The 18,552-nt window shown below is 62.7% G+C and carries 17 protein-coding genes and 1 tRNA gene; 8 read left to right on the top strand and 10 right to left on the bottom strand.

Annotation, left to right across the window (positions count from 1 at the left end; translation table 11 throughout):
• Positions 1–5: 5 nt before the first annotated feature.
• Complete coding sequence (locus FHR70_RS11375; protein WP_183450087.1) at positions 6–638, top strand: S24 family peptidase; 633 nt, start codon at positions 6–8, stop codon at positions 636–638.
• A gap of 3 nt (positions 639–641) precedes the next feature.
• Here FHR70_RS11375 and FHR70_RS11380 read toward each other — a convergent pair whose 3' ends face one another.
• Together FHR70_RS11380 and FHR70_RS11385 are read right to left on the bottom strand one after the other, a co-directional pair.
• The gene (locus FHR70_RS11380; RefSeq protein ID WP_183450089.1) at positions 642–2,363 is read right to left on the bottom strand and encodes a lysine--tRNA ligase; all 1,722 of its coding nucleotides are present in this window, start codon (positions 2,361–2,363) and stop codon (positions 642–644) included.
• 211 nt (positions 2,364–2,574) lie between these two features.
• On the bottom strand, positions 2,575–3,363 hold the full coding sequence (locus FHR70_RS11385) for a transporter substrate-binding domain-containing protein (protein ID WP_246408096.1): 789 nt from the start codon (positions 3,361–3,363) through the stop codon (positions 2,575–2,577).
• A 164-nt stretch (positions 3,364–3,527) separates the two neighbouring features.
• On the opposite strand from FHR70_RS11385, the gene FHR70_RS11390 reads away from it, so the two are divergent.
• On the top strand, positions 3,528–5,411 hold the full coding sequence (locus FHR70_RS11390) for a glycosyltransferase family 2 protein (protein WP_183450093.1): 1,884 nt from the start codon (positions 3,528–3,530) through the stop codon (positions 5,409–5,411).
• Here FHR70_RS11390 and FHR70_RS11395 read toward each other — a convergent pair.
• The 3 genes from FHR70_RS11395 to FHR70_RS11405 form a co-directional block, all read right to left on the bottom strand.
• The gene (locus tag FHR70_RS11395; RefSeq protein WP_183450095.1) at positions 5,354–5,521 is read right to left on the bottom strand and encodes a hypothetical protein; all 168 of its coding nucleotides are present in this window, start codon (positions 5,519–5,521) and stop codon (positions 5,354–5,356) included. The two genes, FHR70_RS11390 and FHR70_RS11395, sit on opposite strands and share 58 nt — an antisense overlap.
• A 65-nt stretch (positions 5,522–5,586) precedes the next feature.
• Entirely contained in the window at positions 5,587–7,758 is a 2,172-nt protein-coding gene (recD2, locus tag FHR70_RS11400; protein ID WP_246408018.1) for an SF1B family DNA helicase RecD2, read from the bottom strand.
• A gap of 109 nt (positions 7,759–7,867) precedes the next feature.
• A complete protein-coding gene (locus FHR70_RS11405) occupies positions 7,868–8,539 on the bottom strand; it encodes a trna delta -isopentenylpyrophosphate transferase (protein WP_183450099.1) in 672 nt (223 codons plus the stop codon).
• Between the two features lie 361 nt (positions 8,540–8,900).
• On the opposite strand from FHR70_RS11405, the gene FHR70_RS11410 reads away from it, so the two are divergent.
• On the top strand, positions 8,901–9,551 hold the full coding sequence (locus FHR70_RS11410) for a hypothetical protein (protein WP_183450101.1): 651 nt from the start codon (positions 8,901–8,903) through the stop codon (positions 9,549–9,551).
• A 3-nt stretch (positions 9,552–9,554) separates the two neighbouring features.
• Here the strand turns inward: FHR70_RS11410 and FHR70_RS11415 are convergent, their stop codons facing one another.
• From FHR70_RS11415 to FHR70_RS11425, 3 genes are read right to left on the bottom strand one after another with little or no spacing between them, the layout of a single operon-like run.
• Positions 9,555–10,550, bottom strand: a complete 996-nt coding sequence (locus FHR70_RS11415) for a metallophosphoesterase (protein ID WP_183450103.1) — start codon at positions 10,548–10,550, stop codon at positions 9,555–9,557.
• Complete coding sequence (locus FHR70_RS11420) at positions 10,547–12,367, bottom strand: AAA family ATPase (protein WP_246408019.1); 1,821 nt, start codon at positions 12,365–12,367, stop codon at positions 10,547–10,549. The genes FHR70_RS11415 and FHR70_RS11420 overlap by 4 nt, the downstream gene beginning before the upstream one ends.
• A 2-nt stretch (positions 12,368–12,369) precedes the next feature.
• Entirely contained in the window at positions 12,370–12,666 is a 297-nt protein-coding gene (locus FHR70_RS11425; RefSeq protein WP_183450107.1) for a hypothetical protein, read from the bottom strand.
• Between the two features lie 291 nt (positions 12,667–12,957).
• On the opposite strand from FHR70_RS11425, the gene FHR70_RS11430 reads away from it, so the two are divergent.
• The 4 genes from FHR70_RS11430 to ssb all read left to right on the top strand — a co-directional run bounded on the left by FHR70_RS11430 (position 12,958) and on the right by ssb (position 15,034).
• Positions 12,958–13,563, top strand: a complete 606-nt coding sequence (locus tag FHR70_RS11430; protein ID WP_183450109.1) for a hypothetical protein — start codon at positions 12,958–12,960, stop codon at positions 13,561–13,563.
• Positions 13,560–13,982 carry a hypothetical protein gene (locus FHR70_RS11435; protein ID WP_210277563.1) on the top strand — a complete coding sequence of 141 codons (423 nt, stop codon included), beginning with the start codon at positions 13,560–13,562 and terminating at the stop codon, positions 13,980–13,982. Before FHR70_RS11430 ends, FHR70_RS11435 begins: the two co-directional genes overlap by 4 nt.
• A 28-nt stretch (positions 13,983–14,010) precedes the next feature.
• Positions 14,011–14,286 (top strand): hypothetical protein, encoded by a 276-nt coding sequence (locus FHR70_RS11440; RefSeq protein ID WP_183450113.1) that lies wholly within the window; start codon positions 14,011–14,013, stop codon positions 14,284–14,286.
• A gap of 250 nt (positions 14,287–14,536) precedes the next feature.
• Positions 14,537–15,034: a single-stranded DNA-binding protein gene (gene ssb / locus FHR70_RS11445; RefSeq protein ID WP_183450115.1), complete on the top strand. Its 498-nt coding sequence runs from the start codon at positions 14,537–14,539 to the stop codon at positions 15,032–15,034.
• A gap of 68 nt (positions 15,035–15,102) precedes the next feature.
• Here ssb and FHR70_RS11450 read toward each other — a convergent pair whose 3' ends face one another.
• Positions 15,103–16,017: a hypothetical protein gene (locus FHR70_RS11450; protein WP_183450117.1), complete on the bottom strand. Its 915-nt coding sequence runs from the start codon at positions 16,015–16,017 to the stop codon at positions 15,103–15,105.
• Between the two features lie 267 nt (positions 16,018–16,284).
• Between FHR70_RS11450 and FHR70_RS24325 the strand changes: the two genes are divergently transcribed.
• The gene (locus FHR70_RS24325) at positions 16,285–18,387 is read left to right on the top strand and encodes a putative bifunctional diguanylate cyclase/phosphodiesterase (protein ID WP_183450119.1); all 2,103 of its coding nucleotides are present in this window, start codon (positions 16,285–16,287) and stop codon (positions 18,385–18,387) included.
• Between the two features lie 76 nt (positions 18,388–18,463).
• Here the strand turns inward: FHR70_RS24325 and FHR70_RS11460 are convergent.
• Positions 18,464–18,540 (bottom strand) — tRNA-Met (locus tag FHR70_RS11460).
• Positions 18,541–18,552: the final 12 nt, after the last annotated feature.

Consider the following 18,552-nt stretch of genomic DNA (forward strand, 5'->3'; position numbering starts at 1 on the left):
TTGCGATGTTGTCCCATGAGCGCGTCTGGGCTGCTATCGATGCATTGGCATCACGTCACGGCATGACCGCATCGGGCCTCGCCCGCAAGGCCGGTCTCGATGCGACAAGCTTCAACAGATCAAAGCGCGTCAGTCCCGAGGGTCGGGAGCGATGGCCGTCAACCGAGTCGATCTCGAAAATCCTGAAGGCAACCGGTGCGACCCTTGAGGACTTCCTGCGCCTCGTCGAACCCACCGGCTCCCTGCGCCGCTCTATGATTCCGCTGATCGGCATGGAGGAAGCAGGCACTGGAAAGATCCTCAACGAGGACGGCACGCCTGCGGAAGGCTCCCGCTGGGACGAGCTCGAATTCCCCGATTTCGGCCAGGAGAGGATCTTCGCCCTTGAGGTCACCGGCGATACGCTGGCGCCTCTCTACCGGGATGGGGACGTGCTCATCGTCTCGCCCACCGCCAGCACCCGGAAAGGCGACCGGATCGTGGTGTGCACCACGAACGGGGAGATCCTGGCCAAGGAACTCAAGCGCCGCTCGGCCAAGACCCTGGAGATGACGTCCCTGGCGAAGGATCAGGAGGACCAGATGATCCCCACCGAGGAGATCGCCTGGTCAGCCCGGATCATGTGGGCGCGGCAATAACCCTTATGCCGCGCGATCCTTCAGGAAGGCTTCGTGCTCGCGCACGAGATCGCCGTTGAGTGCGTTCTGGATCAGCGCCCGCGTTTCCTTGACGCCATAGAGAGCCACGAAAGAACCGAAGCGAGGTCCACGCGGCTCGCCGAGCAGCACTTGATAGATCGTGTTAAACCACTCGATGGACACGCCCGGACGCTCGGGCGTAGCGCCCTTGGCCTTGAGATCCTGATAGCGCGGCTCGGCGCGGCCGACATTGTAGATCTCTTCCTGGATCGCCTCGGCCGTTGCGGGACGCTCCCCTGCCTCGAAGGATCCCAGCACCTCGTCCAGGCGCCGCAGGGATGCGGCCTCGACCTCATCGGCCAGACGATAGGTCTTCTGCGGCTTCACGAAATCCTCGAAGTAGCGCACCGCGCGCTTCACGAGGCTGTCGAGGCGCGGATGGGTCTCCGGTGATACGCCCGGTGCATAGCGGCGAATGAAGCCCCAGAGTACGGAGGGATCCTCGGAATTCGCCACCGCCACGAGATTGAGCAGCATAGAGAAGGAGATCGTCGTGCCCGGCTGGTTGGCGCCACCCGACGCCACCAGTTCAGGCGCCGGCGGCTCGCCTCCATGGAGATGCCAGACCGGGTTCATCAGGCGCGCCTTGGCGTCCTGCGCCGGGTACTTCTCCAGGAAGGTCAGGTAGTCGTCCACCTGCCGCGGGATCACATCGAAATAAAGTTTTTTCGCCTCGCGCGGCTTGTTGAACATGAACAGCCTCAGACTGTCCGGCGTACCGTAGGTGAGCCACTCGTCGATGGTGAGGCCGTTGCCCTTGGACTTGGAGATCTTCTGGCCCTTGTCGTCGAGGAAAAGTTCGTAGTTGAACCCGTCCGGCGGAAGGCCGCCGAGCGCTTTGGCGATCTCGCCTGAGAGCTTCACGCTGTCGATCAGGTCCTTGCCGGCCATCTCGTAATCGACGCCGAGCGCCACCCAGCGCATGGCCCAATCGGGCTTCCACTGCAGCTTGGCGTGGCCGCCGGTGACCGGTGTCTCGAAGCGCTCGCCCGTTTCAGGATCGCGCCATACGATGGTGCCGGCGTCCAACTTGCGCTCGTCGATCGGCACCTGCATCACGATACCTGTCTTCGGGTGGATCGGCAGGAAAGGCGAATAGGATTGCTGGCGCTCCTCGCGCAGCGACGGCAGCATGATCGCCATCACGGCATCGTAGCGCTCGAGCACGGTCAGCAGCGTCTTGTCGAACTTACCGGCCTTGTAGCACTCGGTCGCCGACATGAACTCATAGTCGAAACCAAAGGCGTCCAGGAATTCGCGCAGGCGCGCATTGTTATGATGCGCGAAGCTCTCGTGAGTCCCGAACGGGTCCGGCACCTGGGTCAGGGGCTTGCCGAGGGAAGCCGCAATCAGCTCCTTGTTGGGGATGTTGTCCGGCACCTTGCGCAGACCGTCCATGTCGTCCGAGAAGGCGACGAGGCGGGTCGGGATCGTGTCGCCTGTCAGCACCCGGAAGGCATGCCGGACCATGCTGGTGCGGGCGACCTCGCCGAAGGTGCCGATATGCGGCAGGCCCGAGGGGCCATAGCCCGTTTCGAACAGAGCCTCCGTCTTGCCCGTTTTCTTGAGACGCTCGACGAGCTTGCGGGCCTCTTCGAAAGGCCAAGCATTGGCAGTCTGGGCGGCTTCAATCAGAGCGGGATCAAGAAACAGAGGGTGAGACATGGGCCTAGTGCTTAAAGGAAATGCTTCCAGAAGCGCGGCACACTAGAGCATCGAACCCAAAAGTGGAAACCACTTTTGGGGCATATTCGACGCTTCTTCTCTTGCAAGCGCATCGTCAGGCGGAAAACCGGAGCCACTTTTCCGTACGATGCGCTTGGATCAGCCCCCTAGGGTCAATGCGGTAAACCCGGCAGACCCGTAAAGTAAGCCGTCAGTAAGGGCTTGTCGGGAAGAAACGCAGGTAAAGCTCGGCGTATTTCCCATCCCGCCAGAGCTGCTGCAGAGCAAAGTCGAGAGCCCGCCGCAGGGCGTCGTCCTCCGTGCGGGTGATGAAGCCGATGCCCTCGCCGAAGAAGCGGCTCTCAAGATATGGGCCACCCAAGAAGTCGCAGCATCCGGCAGATTCCTCGCCGCCGATCCAGAGGGCGAGACCGAGGCCGTCGGCGAACAGGTAGTCGATCTCACCGGCCTTCAGCGCGGCCTGCGCCGCCGCCAGTTCCGGGTAAGGCTTGAGGGAGGCTCCTCCCATGAAAGCCTTGGCATAGGCCTCATGGGCCGTCCCTCCGACGACGCCCAGGGTCTTGCCCTGCAGGGCCTTTGCCTCAGGTGCCGGCTGGTTCTTGTCCTTCCGTACGGCAAAACGGGCCGGGATCTTGAAATAGGGCCCGGTCACGGCAAAGCCCCGGCGAAGGTCCGCCGTGATGGGAATGGCAGCCGCCACCACGTCGCCCTGCCTCTCGTTGAGGGCACTCAAAAGCGTATCGAAGCGGCGCACCTGAACGGTGCAGGTCAGGCTCAAACGCTCGCAGGCGGCCCGGGCGAGTTCCACCGACAGTCCGGTCGGGTTGCCGTCGAGGCCAGGAAAGTGGAGCGGCGGGAAGTCATCGTCGACGAGAAAGCGGATCGTACGCGTGGCCGGCAGCTCCGGGCGCTCGAGCTGTGTTCTCGGGTCCCAGAAATTCGGGATGCTCACCCCCTGAGCCTGAGCCGCGCTTGCCATGAGCGCGAAAGCCAGGGGCAAAAGCGTTCCGGCTCGCCCAAAGGGCTTGATCTTACGAGAAAGGCGGGCAACCAATGTAATGATATTTAGGACCATAGAGGCGACATTCTCTTGCTCTTGGCTTTGCACTGCTCAGGAATGCCCGCAGGAAGCACCCAACGCTCATGAGGCAGGGTCTAGCGGACGGGGCTGCACAGTCAACAGCGCTGCCGGTCGAGATCGGATTTCTCAGCAACCACGGACATGCGCCCGAAGTTCTGTGGCAGGCTGCCGTCTTCTCCCAGGCCGCCGGGGTGACGGCCGATGAGTTCCTGATCAGGGAAGGGATCGTCCCGGAGGACGGCTTCTACCGGGCTCTCGCGGCAGAACTCCGTCTGTCGTTTATTGCAAATCCACACTTGTCATCGGCCGTCCGCTACCCTGACAGTGTCCTGGCGGGCCTGGCCCCTCTGGCCCGAGACAAAGCCAGGTTCGTTGCCGCGCCGCGCGGCCCTGCCCTGACGGACCTTCTCAAGACTCGCTCCTTGGGTCGTCCACTCGCCATCACCACGCCCACGCGGCTGAGACAGGCGGTCTTTCAAACTCAAGCGCGGTTGATTGCCCAGCAGGCTGCTCATGAACTGGCCAACAAGACCCCTCACCTCGCAACCGATGTGAGCTACGGGCAAATCGCCCTCCTGTTCATGGCTCTCACGCTGATCTCGTTCGGCCTAGTCCACGCGTTCGGGCCTACCATCGGCATCCTTGGGGCAGCGATGGGCCCCCTGTTCATCGGGAGCGTCGTTCTCCGACTCGCCGCATCGATGTTGAGCAACCCGGTCATACCAACGGCCCCGCCGCCTCGCACTGAAGATGCCGATCTTCCGGTCTATACGGTCATCGCCGCCCTCTACCGGGAAAAGCGCGTCGTCGCCCGTTTCCTCGACGCCTTGGCGCAGCTCGACTACCCGGCCGCCAAGCTCGACATCAAGCTCGTTCTGGAGGTCGACGATCCGGAGACCATGGAGGCTCTCCGCGCCATCGAGGTTCCAGGCAATGTCGAGATCCTTATCGCGCCGCCGGGAGAACCGCGCACGAAACCCCGCGCGCTCAACGTCGCCCTGCCGCTGGCGCGGGGCCGCTACACGGTGATCTACGATGCCGAGGACGTGCCCGATCCAGGGCAGCTGCGCCTGGCGGTGTCGCGCTTTGCCGAAGCGCCGCCACGCGTCGCCTGCCTGCAGGCACGGCTGACCATCGACAATACGGACGACACCTGGCTCACGCGGCTCTTCACGGTCGAATACGCGGCCCTGTTCGACGTGTTCAATCCGGGGCTGGCGGAGATCGGCAGCCCGATCGCCCTGGGCGGCACCTCGAACCATTTCCGCACCTCCGTGCTGCGGAGGGTTCATGGATGGGATGCCTGGAACGTGACCGAGGATGCCGATCTCGGCATTCGCCTGGTACGGCTCGGCTATGAGGTCAGAGACCTACCCTCCTCCACCTTTGAGGAGGCACCTGGCACGCTGCGCCTCTGGATGCGGCAGCGGACGCGGTGGATGAAGGGCTACGTGCAGACCGCCGTGGTTCATACACGAAAGCCCTGGATCATGCTGCGCCAGCTCGGGCTTTGGCGTTTCTCCGGCGCCCTTGCCCTGACCTGGGGAGTTGTGCTCAGCGCCCTTGTGTATCCGTTCTTCACCGGACTCTATTTGGCCTCATGGTTTGCGAGCACTGAAGAGGCTTTCGACCTGGGCTGGACAGCGGCACTCAACGCTTATGCCCTGACGCTTTTCCTGTCAGGCGCGGCCTCGATTTTCATCCCCGCCTGCGTGGCCCTGCACCGGCGCAGGCTCTGGCGGCTCATGCCCTGGATCTTGATGCTGCCGCTCTATTACTGCCTCGTCAGCTTTGCGGCCTGGAGAGGCTTATGGGAGCTGGCCATCGCGCCGTTCCGGTGGAACAAGACGAGCCACGGCCTCGCCCGCACCTCAAGGGCCGGGCTTTTTCAGAAGCACCAAGCCAGGGTGGCGGTCACCAGATCGTTGAACACGGCGCCGCCATAGCGCCACCACAGTAGCCCGCCCGAGGCGACCAGGCACAGAAATGCTGCCGCGAGAAGGCCGACGCGCGCCCGCTGCTCCTGCTGCTCCCCATGCCCCGTCTCTGTGCTCATTCTCTACTCCAGAGGATGCTTCTGCAGGAGCAGATATAGAGCGCTTTGCCTCTGGACGAAAGGGATCAGACCTGAAGCCAGTTCCTGAGCCTGGAGAGGCGCGGCTCCTCTTCCGAGCCGACCGCCTGAACCAGTGCAGCCCGGCTGCCGACGAGGATCACCAGACGGCTTGCCCGTGTCACCCCCGTATAGAGAAGCTTGCGCCGCAGCATCGAGGCCTGTTGCAGGGCAACCGGGATGACCACGGCCGGATACTCGGAGCCTTGCGCCTTGTGGATTGTCACGGCATAGGCCAGAGCCAGCTCGTCGAGCTCCTGCAGCGAGTACACAACCATCCTGTCGTCGAACGCAACGGTGAGTTCGCCGTGGTCGCGGCTCACCTCGCGTACGATGCCGACTTCGCCGTTATAAACATCGCGCTCGTAATCGTTGCGGACCTGCATGACCTTGTCACCTGGCCCGTAGCTCCAGCCGGCCCGGTGCAGGCTATCAAGACATGGCGGATTGAAGATCTGCTGCAGTTCCCCGTTCAGCGCATGCGTGCCGAGACGACCACGATTCATGGCGCACAGCACCTGCACGTCCCGCACCGGATCGAGGCCGAAGCGGCACGGAATCCGGTCGCGGATCAGGATGGTCATCTTGGCCATGGCCTCGGACGGCGTCTCGGCCTCGATGAAGTAGAAATCGGAATCCGGCTGATGACCCAGATCGGGTACGAGGCCTCGGTTGATCGCATGGGCCACGGTGATGATGCGGCTCTCCCGCTCCTGCCGGAACACTTCCCTGAGATGCACCACCGGAACGGCGCCGGACGCGATGATGTCGGACAGGATCTGCCCTGGGCCGATGGAGGGCAGCTGGTCCACGTCGCCCACGAGAACGAGCGAGGCTTCGTCCGGCAAGGCGCGCAGCAGCGCCGCCATCAGGCGGATGTCGAGCATCGAGGTCTCGTCGACCACGAGAAGGTTGCAGTCGAGCGGCATCTTGGTGTTGCGCCGGAAGCCGCCCTCGGACGCTTCCAGCAGGCGGTGGACGGTCTTGGCCGGAAAGCCCGTGCTTTCCGACAGCCGCTTGGCAGCCCGTCCGGTCGGCGCACACAGGGCAATCGTCAACGCATGCTGCGCGCATAGATGCGTCAGGCTTCGGATCAGCGTCGTCTTGCCGACACCAGGCCCACCGGTCACGACGAGCACCTTCGAGCGGCAGGCGGAGGCCAGGGCCTCGCGCTGGCTCGGCGAGTAGGAGACGCCGATAGCTGCTTCAGCCTCAGCGATTATCTGCTCGCTATTAAATCCGCTCCAGGGATGAACTCCCTGGGCGATATCCTTCAGGCGCTGCGCGATGAAGAGCTCGGCACCATAGAGGCCTTTCAGGAAGATGCTGCGGCGGCCATCAAGCTCGTCGCCGACGAGCTGACCTGCCGCACATTGCGCATCAAGCACCGGCTTCAACTCGGCTTCAGAGACTTCAAGCAAGCGACTCGCCTGCCGCAGCAGTTCATCCGCCGGCAGGCCGGAATGCCCTTCCTTCACGGCCTCCGAGAGCACATGCGCAAGACCGGCCTGAAGCCTGATCGCGGCTGTGGGCTCCACGTCGAGCTCCAGCGCCACCTGGTCGGCGAGCGCGAACTCGAAGCCTGCAATGTCGAGGACCAGCCGGTACGGATTGGCCTTGACGATGTCGATAGCCCCGACCCCGTAGGCGCGGTAGATGCGCGTGAGCAGAAAGCCGCCGATGCCGTGAGCATTCAGAAAGGCGGCGATATCCTTCAAGGCCCGGTGCTCGGTCCAGGCCGCGCCGATGCTGAGCGCCTTGGCCATCGCGATGCCATGCACCCGCGTCAGCTCGTGCGGCTTCGTCTCGATCACGTCGAGGATGCGCGCACCGAAGGATGCGATAAGCCTCTGGGCGAGAGAAGGTCCGAGGCCTTTCAGCAGGCCGGAGCCGAGAAAGCGCTGCAGGTCTTCCGCCGTGGTCGGCGCCGAGGTCGTCAGCTCGCTCGCGCGGAACTGAACCCCGTGATTGCGGTCATGCAGCCAGCCGCCACTCGCCTCGACAACCTCACCCATGGCGACCGACGGCGCATGACCCACGACAACAACGGGTTTGCGGTGCCCGCGCGCTTTCACGCGCAGTACGCAGAAGCCGGTTTCATCGTTGTGGAACGTCACCCGCTCGATGGAGCCGACGAGATGTTCGGAGAGGAGCAGCGCCTCCTGATCGGAAGCAGCCATGGCGGAGGATTTTGGCATCGATCAGCGGGACCACGAGCGCCGGGACGCCACCAGAGATATGAGAAAGGCGAGACGGCTTGTCCCGTCTCGCCAATGATCGCAGCGAAAGTTAGGCTGCCTTCTTGGTCGGCCAGCCGAGTTCGACGAGCCGCGCCTTGGCATAGTCGCGGATCTCGTCGCGGATGCCCTCCGGCAGTTCGGCGAGCACCTTCTGCGTGTCGGCATGGAGCATCAGGTCCGTGACCGCATTAATGGTCTTGGCCTTCTTGATCTTCGCCTTCAGATCATCCTCAACCTTGCCGTCGGAGGCAGCAGCCTCGACCCGGCCCTTCTGCGGCTGGGCCTCGGTTTTCTCGACCTCCACGTGCGGATCGGCAAAGCCCGGGCGACCCTGCTTGAACTCGTCCGCCTCTTCCTCGGAATAGACATAGCCGTGCAGTTCGATGAGCTTCAGGATCACGCGGTCCTTCGCCCGCTTCTCGGCCATGGCATAGACATAGGCCGCCTGCTTGCCCGAGACGCGGTAGTTCACGCCGATCAGCGCCTCGCCGATCGACCATTCAACGCGCTCGCCCATGCGACCGGTGACCTGGATCACCGCCTCATCCCGCTCGGCACGGATGATCTTGGGCTCGTCGAAGACCACGTTGGCCTGCGCGGCAATGCGCTCAAGCGTCTTGTGGTAGACCACGGCCGTTCCCTGGACCCGCCAGACATTGCCGGCCATCGGCTCACCGAACTTGGCCAGCACCTCGGAGATTTTCTTATCGGTCGTATTCATCCTTGATCCTAACTTTATAGGGCCCGTATATCGGCTCACGCTCTTCTCGAAACCGTCTTCTGCGGCAGGCATGTTCGTTTTTTGTTCTATATCAAATTTTGGGACGGAGGTCTAATTCGGGAATAGCTGGGAAGGCGTATTTAAGGTTTTAAAACAGTGTCTTAGATGGTGTGCCATTTTGCCTCAATATGCGGCCGCCATCACCTGTACCGTAAGCCACACTTAAAGGCATGGATAAGGCGCCATGATTTGACCAGAACATATATGTTCTATATATGTTCTCATCAGTCAGGATGTCGATATGCGCCCTAATTCCGAGGCGGCCTGACTGCTCGTCGTAACGGCCACCCTGGAGGACCGAATGTCCGCGCAAGCGATCCTCGACCTATCGGATCGACGCCCTGCCCGCCGCGGCGGCACCCGCCGTGCTGCCAAGCGCCCGGTGGCGCCGCTGACGCGCAACGCCCTGATCGCGGACTTCCTGGCGATCTGCGAGCTCGATGCCGACGTGGAGTCCCTGCGCGCGCCGGCTGATCCGGCAACCTTCGCCATCGGCGACGAGACGGTGGAGCACGTGGCCGATTTCGAGATCGTCCGCGACGGTTCGGTTTACCTCGTCGACGTGGTGACGGATGACGATCTGTTGAACCATCCCCTGCGCGCCGCCGCCATTCACGGCATCACCTGCGCCGACGGACGTCCCTTCCTGATCGAGACGGCGGCGAGCATCCGGTCGGAGCCTCGCTTCACCACCATGCGCCTCATCATGGCCTGCAAGCGCACGCCGGTGACGGCGGGGGACCGGGTGCGCATCCTGCACCAGCTTGATGAACTCGGCACCATGCGGCTTGTCGATTGCGCCAGCGCCGTGATGAACACGCAGGATGGGGTCGCGGCCGTTCTGGCGCTGGCCTGCGAAGGCCTGGTGGCCGTCGACATCAGCCGTCCGATCCTGCCCGAGACGCAGGTGCGCCGACGCCGCCTGCCCTTCGCCGATCCGTTTGCCTTTTGAGGCTTAGGAGGCGTGCCGCTCCACCGCCTCGCCAAGCAGCGAGCGCACGATGGCGCGCACCGCATCCGACGTATTGTCGGCCGTGAACCTCGCCTCGATCTCATCGCGGATGATCGAACCGTCGCCGCTGCGCTTCAGCTCGGTTGAGGATTCCGCCTGAAGCAGGGTCACGAAGGCGCTCTCCACCTCGCGCGCCACCAGCGCCTCATCAGCCGCATCGACCACGCGGCCCGTGAGATCGAACACGTTGCTCTCGAAAGGCAGCGCCTGCGCTTCGAGTTCGCCGCTGCCATCGAGGATCCAGGCGCGCGGCACGTGATCCATCAGGTCGACGGACTGACGCGTGATGTTGCCTGGATTGAGCCAGCGTGTCCGGCCCGCAAGAATGGACTTCTGGGTCTTGTGGATGTGACCGTTGATCATGACATCGCAGCCTTCCACCGCGAAGGGCGGAACGGCGCCGGGATAACCGCCGTCGAAAGCGATGTCGTGATGCGTGAACCAGGCCTGGAGATCGGCACTGGTGAAGGAGCCGCGCGCATCGGTTGGAATAGTTTGACCATAGGGCGTCATGCCGACGCCGATTCGACGCGTGCCGATCTGGAACTCGGCGACTGGAGCGGATGTGGACACGACGTCGACCACATCGCAGAGACCGAGCAGCGCCAGCGAGTCGCTGTCGGTGAGCGTCGTATGCTGGATGTCGTGGTTGCCCACGTTAACGATAGGCCGGTGGCGAAAGCCTTTCAGGATGCGAATCAGCTGGTTCTTGAGCGCCACATCGGTCTCGACCGGTCGGTCGAAGAGATCGCCGAGAATGACCACGGCGAGCTGCCGCTCATTGGCGATGGAAATGCAGCGCTCCAGCTTGCCCAGCACAGCCTGAGGCCAGACCGCATCCTTGCGCCGCCCAGGACGCCGCGAACCCACATGCGGGTCCCCGATCACGAGAATGCCGTTGCAGGCAACAGCGGGAAGTCGATCGCCGGTCAGGATCATGCGGTGAGCCGCTCCGAGGCATTCAGCGAATGGGTGTGATGGTCCAGCAGGGTCTCAGGCTTCACGGGCGAACCGCAGGTCGGGCACAGCCCGCCGGTTTCCTCGACGAGGCGCGCCATCTCGGCTTGCAGGGATTTCAGCCCTTCATCGACCTGCACCATGCGGCTTCGGGCGATCTGCGAAGCCGTGCGAAGATCGCTCAGCCTTTTCAGAATGTTTTGTGCCGAAGCGTAGTTTTCAAGGGTCGGCACGGCTTGCGGCAGTTGAAGCAGCGCATCCAGCCGCGCCTGGCTGCGTGTCAGATTACGGCTCAGCTGCAGCACTTGCCGCCCGATGCGCTCGCGTTCGCGGGCACGTTCGACCGCACGGGTGAGATCGGCGAGCCGCTCCGCCGGCGGAAGCATCTCGGTGATGCAGGCGCGTGCCTCGGCTGTCGCCAGCCGTCGCCGGATGGTGGCGATCTGCGCTGCATGGCTCTGCAGCCGCTCCAGTCCCACGGCTTCCGTCGCTAAACGCTTCGCCTGCTGGCGGACGGCCGAGAGCTTGTCCTTCAGTTGTTCGAGCTCGGTGAGTCCATCGAGCGTCTCGCTCAGCGTGATCAGCTCCCGCTCGCCGTTGCGCACAAGATCGTTGTCCCGGCGGCAGCGTTCGCGATGGATCGCGAGCATGTCGCGGATATAGCCCGCCTCCTGCCCGATCGAGAGAACCGCCGAGCGGCGTGACGGCGTCTCGCCGAGCAGGAATACGGGAAATTTCTGGTGCGCGATATGAACGTCGAGATCCTCGACCTTGCGGATGCGGATGAGATCGGCCACCCAATCTGGCACATTGCGCCCGCCGGTCTCGTAGCGCATGCCCTGCTCTTCGACCACGGAGCCATCGGGTTCATGCAGCGACCAGATGTTGACCGGCGAGCGGCGCGGCTGGCGGGTGAAGCGCAAGGTCCGCCGCCCGGCAACGCCGATTTCCACCGTGGCGGATTTCGCGCCGGCGCGCACGAGGCTGTCGCGGGCCTCGCCATAGAACACGGCACGCAAGGCGCGGATGAAGGTGGACTTGCCGCGGTTGTTCGGCCCGATCAGCGCATTGACGCCCGGGCTCAGAGGCAGCGTCGCATCCGCATAGGCCTGCACGTTGACGAGACGGATGTACCGCAAACCCGACTGGGAGTCGTCCCACTGCGCGCTGGTGTCGGAGGAAACCACCTCCACCCCGGTGACCGGCTCGCCGGCGATGCGCGCGATGTGGAACTTGCCGGAGAACTGCGACAGGTCGTGGTGCGAGACCGCAAGGCACTGGACGCCGAGCCGCGCCGAGCCGTCTTCCAGCACTGTGTAGAAGGACGACACGCGCTCCGGCGCAATCCAGCAATCGGCTTCGTCCAGCGCCAGGAAGCGCGCGACATCCGCCTTGACCACGGCGATCAGGCGCAAAGCCATGCCGATCACATTGGTGAGCGCGCCGCCATTGTCCTCCAGCACGTCTTCAAGCGAGCCATCCGGGCGCCGCACGCAAATGTCGAGGGACGCGAGCCCCCGCTCAGTCGAAAGCTCCAGCGCCACGGGCTTCTCGCCCGGCAGCACCTCCTGCACGAGCGCCGTCAGCAGGGTCTCGAAGGCGGACAGGCTGCGACGGCTCGCAGCGCCATGCACGGCCTCAATGAACGTCTCCACCTCATCCTTGACCGCGAGGCGGCCCTTGGCGAGTTCGATTTCGCGCGTGAGCTCTTCAACCCGCGTACGGATGGCATCGCGCCGGCCTTCGAGGCGCGCGAGCAGCGCTTCCGCTCGGGCAACATCGTGAGGGGCAGAGGCCAAGATCAACGCTCGTCTCCGAGCTGCCTGAGCCGCGTCTCGACCTCGCGCAGAGCCATGCCGAATTCCTCCGCGAGCTTGGCGTTTCTCACTTGCGCTTCCTCGATCAGGCTTTGAATCTGCGCTTCATCGTCCGTGCCGAGCTCGGCTTTGGCGAGGGCGCGCGCCTCCTCAAGCTCGCGCATCAGTCGCTCGACCTCGCCCTCAGCCCGGATCCGTTCCGCCCGCAGCTTATCAAAGCTCTTGCGCATCTCCTCCAGGCGGCGGAGCTGGTCGGTCTCAAAGCGTGACTGGCTGGTCATGGAATCGCGGCTCCGCTGCAAAGGAATGGTCGAGCTTCAGTTATCGTCAGCGCTATTTCGTCGCAACGACTTTGCCTCTTTTTGGTCTGGATAGGGGACGATGTCTTCAATCCTGGCATCCGACCCTCCACATAGTATCCGTTACTCCAAGATTACAGTCTCAAACAGCGGACTTTGCTTGACACAGCGCCCGCCAAAGCTATGTTCTTGGTTTGTTCACATCATCTGTATGCGTCGTGGATGTGACCTCATTAGGGCAGCATGATGCGCCCTCGGCACAAGGATCCCGTGATGAGCGCCATGACGGAAGAGCGTCCAATCTTCGAGAACGAGGAGTGGCTCGTGAACGAGAGCGGCCTCGAGCACAAGACCACCGGGTATTTCATCGATCGCGAGAGCCTCGGCCAGCGGCGCGAGGATGGGCTGTGGGCGTGGCCGCTGCACATGGCGGAGAAGAGCTGGTGCGGCATGCAGCCGTTCTCGGAAGCTTTCACCTGTGCCCTCTCCGTTTTCGGCATCGGCACAGGCGTGGATCTGGCGCAGAGCCTGAAGGTTGCGCGCTGCGAAGTCTCACCTTGGCCGAAGGCTGCACGGACCCATGCGGGGTCGGTTCCGGCGATCCCGCGCACCTTGCATCCGAAGGGTTCAAACCCCATCTTAGTGAAGCCGCGCTCGTCGCATAAACCTTTGAATGGTCAAGGTATTCCGAGCCCGGCTGAAGCCTGGCGCATTCGCACCACATTGGGCGCGCGCCTCATTCTGAAGAACTCGCGTCAACGTTCCGAACGCCTGAACCCGCCCCGTGAAGCCATCCTCTCCTGGCAGGCGCCGCGCCGGATTCGAAAGACCGGAACGAAGCTCGTTCGGCTGCTTCAGGCGGCCTGGAACATACGGTGAGATTGATGCCAAGCTTTGGGCTTGAAGAGATGATGCGCCATGGCGCAAGTGCTTTCCAGGGCGACATCTCCGGTGCGGAGACGCCGGCGCCTGAAACGGCGGATGCGTTCGCGCAGCATGTGATCGAGACGATCTGCCATGCAAGCGTGACCCCGGCCATCGGCCGCCGCACGTTCGAGCGCTGCATGCGCGCGCTGAGCTTCGGGTCTACGGCTCGCTTGGGCTTTCGCCACCCGGCGAAAGCTGAGGCCATAGACGTGATCTGGCGCGAGCGTGAGCGCCTGTTCGCGGAATACACGGCAAGCCCGGACAAGCTGCGCTTCCTTGCGACGCTGCCCTGGATCGGCCCCGTGACGAAACACACCCTGGCCCGCCGGCTCGGCATCTATGCCGCGCATGGAGAACGGGCTGTTGCCTGAGACGAACAACAAGAAGAGGTATCAACCCATGGCTAAGGTTCGCGCAAGCGATGTCGGCTTCTGCGTTGTCGACGGCAACGCCAATGTCATCGCAGACAATCTCGTCCACCGCATCCGCGAAGCTGCCGCGGAGATGGAAAGCCAAGTCAACCGGCTCTACCGGGGCCGCAGGGCTTATGATCTTGAGGCTGGCACCAAGGACGATCTCGACAAAGCCATCGAGCAGCTCACCTACATGGCGCGCACCCTGCGCGAGGTGAAGGACGAGCAGACGAGGGTGGTCTACCTGCAGGCGGCTGAATAAAGCTCAAGCCGTGCGGATGTATTTCAAGGAGCGGTGAGACATCACCGCTCCTTTTTCATAGCCCTGTGCCATTCTAGGAAACACCGCAAACTTCACCCCGGAATCCCTCTTCATCCTTGTGTTTCACGTGGAACAAATATAGAACAATCAGTGATGCCCGCGCCTTGGGCAGGAGAGTGCAACCGACCTGAAAACGTGCGGCATTCCTTGATGCCCCAGCCGTTCAGGAGAGATGAAGTGGAGAGCCGTTATGGCTGGATCTGTGAACAAGGTGATCCTGGTTGGGAATCTGGGGCGTGACCCTGAGGTGCGTCGGCTGGGCAGCGGGGAGCCGGTGGTGAACCTGCGGATCGCCACGTCCGAGACTTGGAAGGACAAGGCCACGGGCGAGCGCAAGGAGAAGACCGAGTGGCACTCGGTGGTGATCTTCAACGAAAATCTGGCGCGGGTGGCCGAGCAGTACCTGAAGAAGGGCTCGAAGGTGTACCTGGAGGGGCAGCTGCAGACGCGCAAGTGGACCGACCAGCAGGGAGTGGAGAAGTACTCCACCGAGGTGGTGCTGCAGCGCTTCCGGGGTGAGCTGACGATCCTGGACAGCCGCGGCGGCGGCTCGTCCGAGTTCGGCGACGAGGAACAGGGCCAAATCTCCCGCGGCGGTGACTTCGGACGATCCTCGCCGATGGAGCGCAGGCCTGAGCCGACAGGCGCCTCCCGTCACAGCGACTTCGACGACGATATTCCGTTCTGATGGACGCACAATCGACGTTTTCGGAATCCGGGCTCTAGGCCCGGATTTTTTATGCCCTGGCGGAGGCCTCAAACATCTGCAGAGGCGTTCCTCGCCTCGTGCCGCGCGCGTTGCATCCGCTCCACCTCGCGCAGCTTGCGCGCCCTCTCCCGCAATTCGTCACGGCTGGCCCACCACCAGCCCCGAACCGAGCGAAGCTCAGGGTCCTCGTCCGCGCGAGACGGCCTGGTGCGGTAGACCTCCTGAAGGGTGGGCATGCGCCAGTGAGCCCAGACATAGCCTGAGGGATCGCTCCTGATGTGCGGATAGAACTCGGCCATGTCCGGATCATGGATGGGGTCGCTTTCGATCTCCTCGAAGACCACAACGCCCCACCGCGCCGTCGACAGCGGGAAACCCAACGGCGGCAAGTCGTCTCCGGGAACAGGATAGCGCCTGCGGCGGCGCTCCGCCTGAACCCGGACCGACTCGTCGGAACGTTGAGCCCTCTGCTCTTCGCGTCGCCTCTGGCGGGCAGCCGGCTCATTGCGCCGAGCCGCCTCCTCGATCTCGGCCCAGCGCGCCTTCAGCTCGTCGTAGGACCGGAACGGCACCCGCCAGATCCGCTCCTCTGGATCCCAATGGGCCCAGGGAATGGATCGCAACGCCTCCACGATCGTACGTGAATAGGGCGTGCGCACCCTCAGGTCATCCGCAACCGTCAGATAGGGGCTCTCCAGAGGCTCAAAAGCAAAAGCATCCCGCCCCTTCTCGTCGGCATGCCGATCCAGGTTCTGCAATTCTTGGGCCATCCAGGTGTCGAGCCGCTGGACCGCCGTGGTGCCTGGCACGAACCAGTGCTGATCATCTGCACGCCACCGGGCCCGCGGAAAGGTTTCACGGAAGCGCCGCACCAGATCGCGGTCATAGGGAAAGACCGCATAGGCACCCGGTTTTTCTTCGTCATCGGACGGAACGATCCGGAAGGCGAATGCAGTCTCCATAGCCCGGCTTTTCAGATCATGATGTATCTCAATCCTGAGGTCACAACAACCGCGCGAAAGATTGGATCCCGTTTTCCTCAAGACCAAGCAGGCCTTTGGAATAGAAAATAAGTCACATCTGAAGTTCAGCTTTCAGGAAGCAATCTCATGTATTGTCCTGCGTGGTCTCCTGAAAACTTATAAAATGATACATTATTTACATTGCTGCATTGCCTGTCAGCTTGTCCTTATCTCCCGAATAGAACCACGATCGAGGGTCTGTAAGGCATGACAAAGCCTATTATCGGCCCGGCCACCGATCCGCATGCCCATGACCGGAAATCGACTGAACGAGGTGCGGCCGAAAGAAACGAACAGTACAAAGCTCTCCTCGAGGCGAGCGCCGTCGTGCTATGGCTTGCTGCACCCGACGGAACGCTGACGCATCTCGAGGGCACTATCGAGATCGGTCTCTTGATTGGGGATGCCTATACAGGTCAGGGATGGTTCGACTTCGTTCATCGCGACGATCTGGCCCGGGTCAAAGCCGCTTGGTTGTGGGCTGTATCCTCAGGAACCCCATATCAGAACGAGTTTCGGATCAAGCTTGCCAGCGGTGAGTACCGCTGGATGCTCGCAAACGCGGTCGCCTTGAAGAATCCTGACGGGACGATCCGCGAATGGGTGGGCAGCGTTGCGGATATTCACGACCGCAAGCAGGTCGAGGAAAAGCTGCGCGATAGCGAAGAACGGCTGCGGCTTGCCCTCCATGCAGGGCGCATGTTCGCATGGGAGCAGGATCTCCGGACGGATTACATCACCCGCTCCCAGAATGCCGTCTCGCTTCTTGGGGTCGGCTCCGGTCCATTGGCGGAGTTTCTCGACAAGGTGCATCCTGAGGATCGGGCCCTGCGCCATCACTTTGCGCAAGTGGTGAAAACCCAAGGATCCTATACGTCCGAGTTCCGGTACATTCTGCCGAGTGGAAAGGTGCTCTGGTTCGGCTCTCGCGCCGAACTCGCCTCGCCTGACCGCGTGGTCGGCGTCACCTTCGACATCACGGATCGCAAGGCGGCGGAGGAAGAGATCTGGCGCGCCGCAAATCACGACTCCCTGACCGGTCTCCCGAACCGAGGGCTGTTCCACCGCTGCCTCGAGCAGGCTCTGTCGGATGCCAAGATCAACGGAACAAGTGTCAGCCTTCTCCTGATTGATTTGGACGACTTCAAGGACGTCAATGACACCCTGGGCCATGACGCCGGCGACGCCCTGCTGCAGGAAGCAGCCCGTCGCCTTGCTGGTCTTATGCGCCCATCCGACATCGTCGCAAGACTCGGTGGAGACGAGTTCGCCGTGCTTTTGACCGATCCAGCCACGCTGGATGAGGCCACGCAGTTTGCAGAGCGCATCATCGGGACGTTGCGTGAGCCCTTTACTTACAGGCGGCGCACCGTCTCGAGCAGGGCCAGCATCGGCGTGGCGGCGTTTCCGGAGCACGACCTCGCCCCCACAGGGCTGATGAAAAGCGCCGACATTGCCCTCTACCGCGCGAAGGCGCAGGGCCGGAATCGGGTTCTGACCTACTCGCCCGCCATGCGGCGCGAAATCGAAAAGCGCGTCACCCTCGGAGCCGATCTGCGCGAGGGTCTGGCCCGGAACCAGATCACTCCGTTCTACCAACCCAAGATCTGCCTTGCGACCGGACAGATTGTAGGTTTCGAGGCGCTGGCACGCTGGGAGCACCCGACGAGAGGTGTTCTTGATCCTGCCTTCTTCGGAGCAGCCTTCGAGGATGCGGATCTCGCTCCGGCGATCCGGCGGCAACTGGTGGCGAAGGTTGCGGCAGACATGGGCCGCTGGCGTGATGACAATCTGCCCTTCGGCCGCATTGCCGTGAACTTCTCCTCGGCTGATTTCAGTCAGCCGCGGCTGGTGGAGGAAATCCTCGAGGCTTTTCAGAGTGCGAAGGTGGAGCCTGAAGCTTTCGAAATCGAAATTACCGAGACCGTCCTTCTGGGCAGAAGCTCCGATTGCATATCGGCCATTCTCAGGCAGTTTCGCGACAACGGCATCAGCATCGCCCTGGATGATTTCGGAACGGGCTATGCGTCTCTCATGCACCTCAAGCACTTTCCAGTCGACCACGTAAAGATCGACCGAACGTTCATCGAAGATCTGAACCAGAATGCGGACGATGAGGCGATCGTTGCAGCCATCATAGGCCTCGGCAGGAGCCTGAACCTGAAGATCACAGCCGAAGGCGTTGAAACACGCGATCAGGAACAGCGCCTCAAGCGTCTAGGCTGCCACTACGCGCAGGGTTACCTCTACTCTTCTGCTGTCTCCGGCCTGGACGTTGGTGAATTGCTGGCGCGCTTTCGTCGTGCGTGAGGGTTGTTGAGTGCTCTTTTGACGGCCGAAAGCCCCCATGGTTTCCCGTGGGGGCTTTCCTGCGTTGGGCGTGTATTGGTTGCGGGGACAGGATTTGAACCTGTGACCTTCAGGTTATGAGCCTGACGAGCTACCGGGCTGCTCCACCCCGCGCCATTCGGGCCA

The sequence above is a fragment of the Microvirga lupini genome, assembly GCF_014191055.1.
GTDB lineage: Bacteria > Pseudomonadota > Alphaproteobacteria > Rhizobiales > Beijerinckiaceae > Microvirga > Microvirga lupini_A.

Excerpts from the sequence above, each read along its gene's own strand:
- FHR70_RS11375 (WP_183450087.1), top strand. The coding sequence starts at position 6 with ATGTTGTCCCATGAGCGCGTCTGGGCTGCTATCGATGCATTGGCATCA.
- FHR70_RS11380 (WP_183450089.1), bottom strand. The coding sequence starts at position 2,363 with ATGTCTCACCCTCTGTTTCTTGATCCCGCTCTGATTGAAGCCGCCCAG.
- FHR70_RS11385 (WP_246408096.1), bottom strand. The coding sequence starts at position 3,363 with ATGGCAAGCGCGGCTCAGGCTCAGGGGGTGAGCATCCCGAATTTCTGG.
- FHR70_RS11390 (WP_183450093.1), top strand. The coding sequence starts at position 3,528 with ATGAGGCAGGGTCTAGCGGACGGGGCTGCACAGTCAACAGCGCTGCCG.
- FHR70_RS11395 (WP_183450095.1), bottom strand. The coding sequence starts at position 5,521 with ATGAGCACAGAGACGGGGCATGGGGAGCAGCAGGAGCAGCGGGCGCGC.
- recD2 (WP_246408018.1), bottom strand. The coding sequence starts at position 7,758 with ATGGCTGCTTCCGATCAGGAGGCGCTGCTCCTCTCCGAACATCTCGTC.
- FHR70_RS11405 (WP_183450099.1), bottom strand. The coding sequence starts at position 8,539 with ATGAATACGACCGATAAGAAAATCTCCGAGGTGCTGGCCAAGTTCGGT.
- FHR70_RS11410 (WP_183450101.1), top strand. The coding sequence starts at position 8,901 with ATGTCCGCGCAAGCGATCCTCGACCTATCGGATCGACGCCCTGCCCGC.
- FHR70_RS11415 (WP_183450103.1), bottom strand. The coding sequence starts at position 10,550 with ATGATCCTGACCGGCGATCGACTTCCCGCTGTTGCCTGCAACGGCATT.
- FHR70_RS11425 (WP_183450107.1), bottom strand. The coding sequence starts at position 12,666 with ATGACCAGCCAGTCACGCTTTGAGACCGACCAGCTCCGCCGCCTGGAG.
- FHR70_RS11430 (WP_183450109.1), top strand. The coding sequence starts at position 12,958 with ATGAGCGCCATGACGGAAGAGCGTCCAATCTTCGAGAACGAGGAGTGG.
- FHR70_RS11440 (WP_183450113.1), top strand. The coding sequence starts at position 14,011 with ATGGCTAAGGTTCGCGCAAGCGATGTCGGCTTCTGCGTTGTCGACGGC.
- ssb (WP_183450115.1), top strand. The coding sequence starts at position 14,537 with ATGGCTGGATCTGTGAACAAGGTGATCCTGGTTGGGAATCTGGGGCGT.
- FHR70_RS11450 (WP_183450117.1), bottom strand. The coding sequence starts at position 16,017 with ATGGAGACTGCATTCGCCTTCCGGATCGTTCCGTCCGATGACGAAGAA.
- FHR70_RS24325 (WP_183450119.1), top strand. The coding sequence starts at position 16,285 with ATGACAAAGCCTATTATCGGCCCGGCCACCGATCCGCATGCCCATGAC.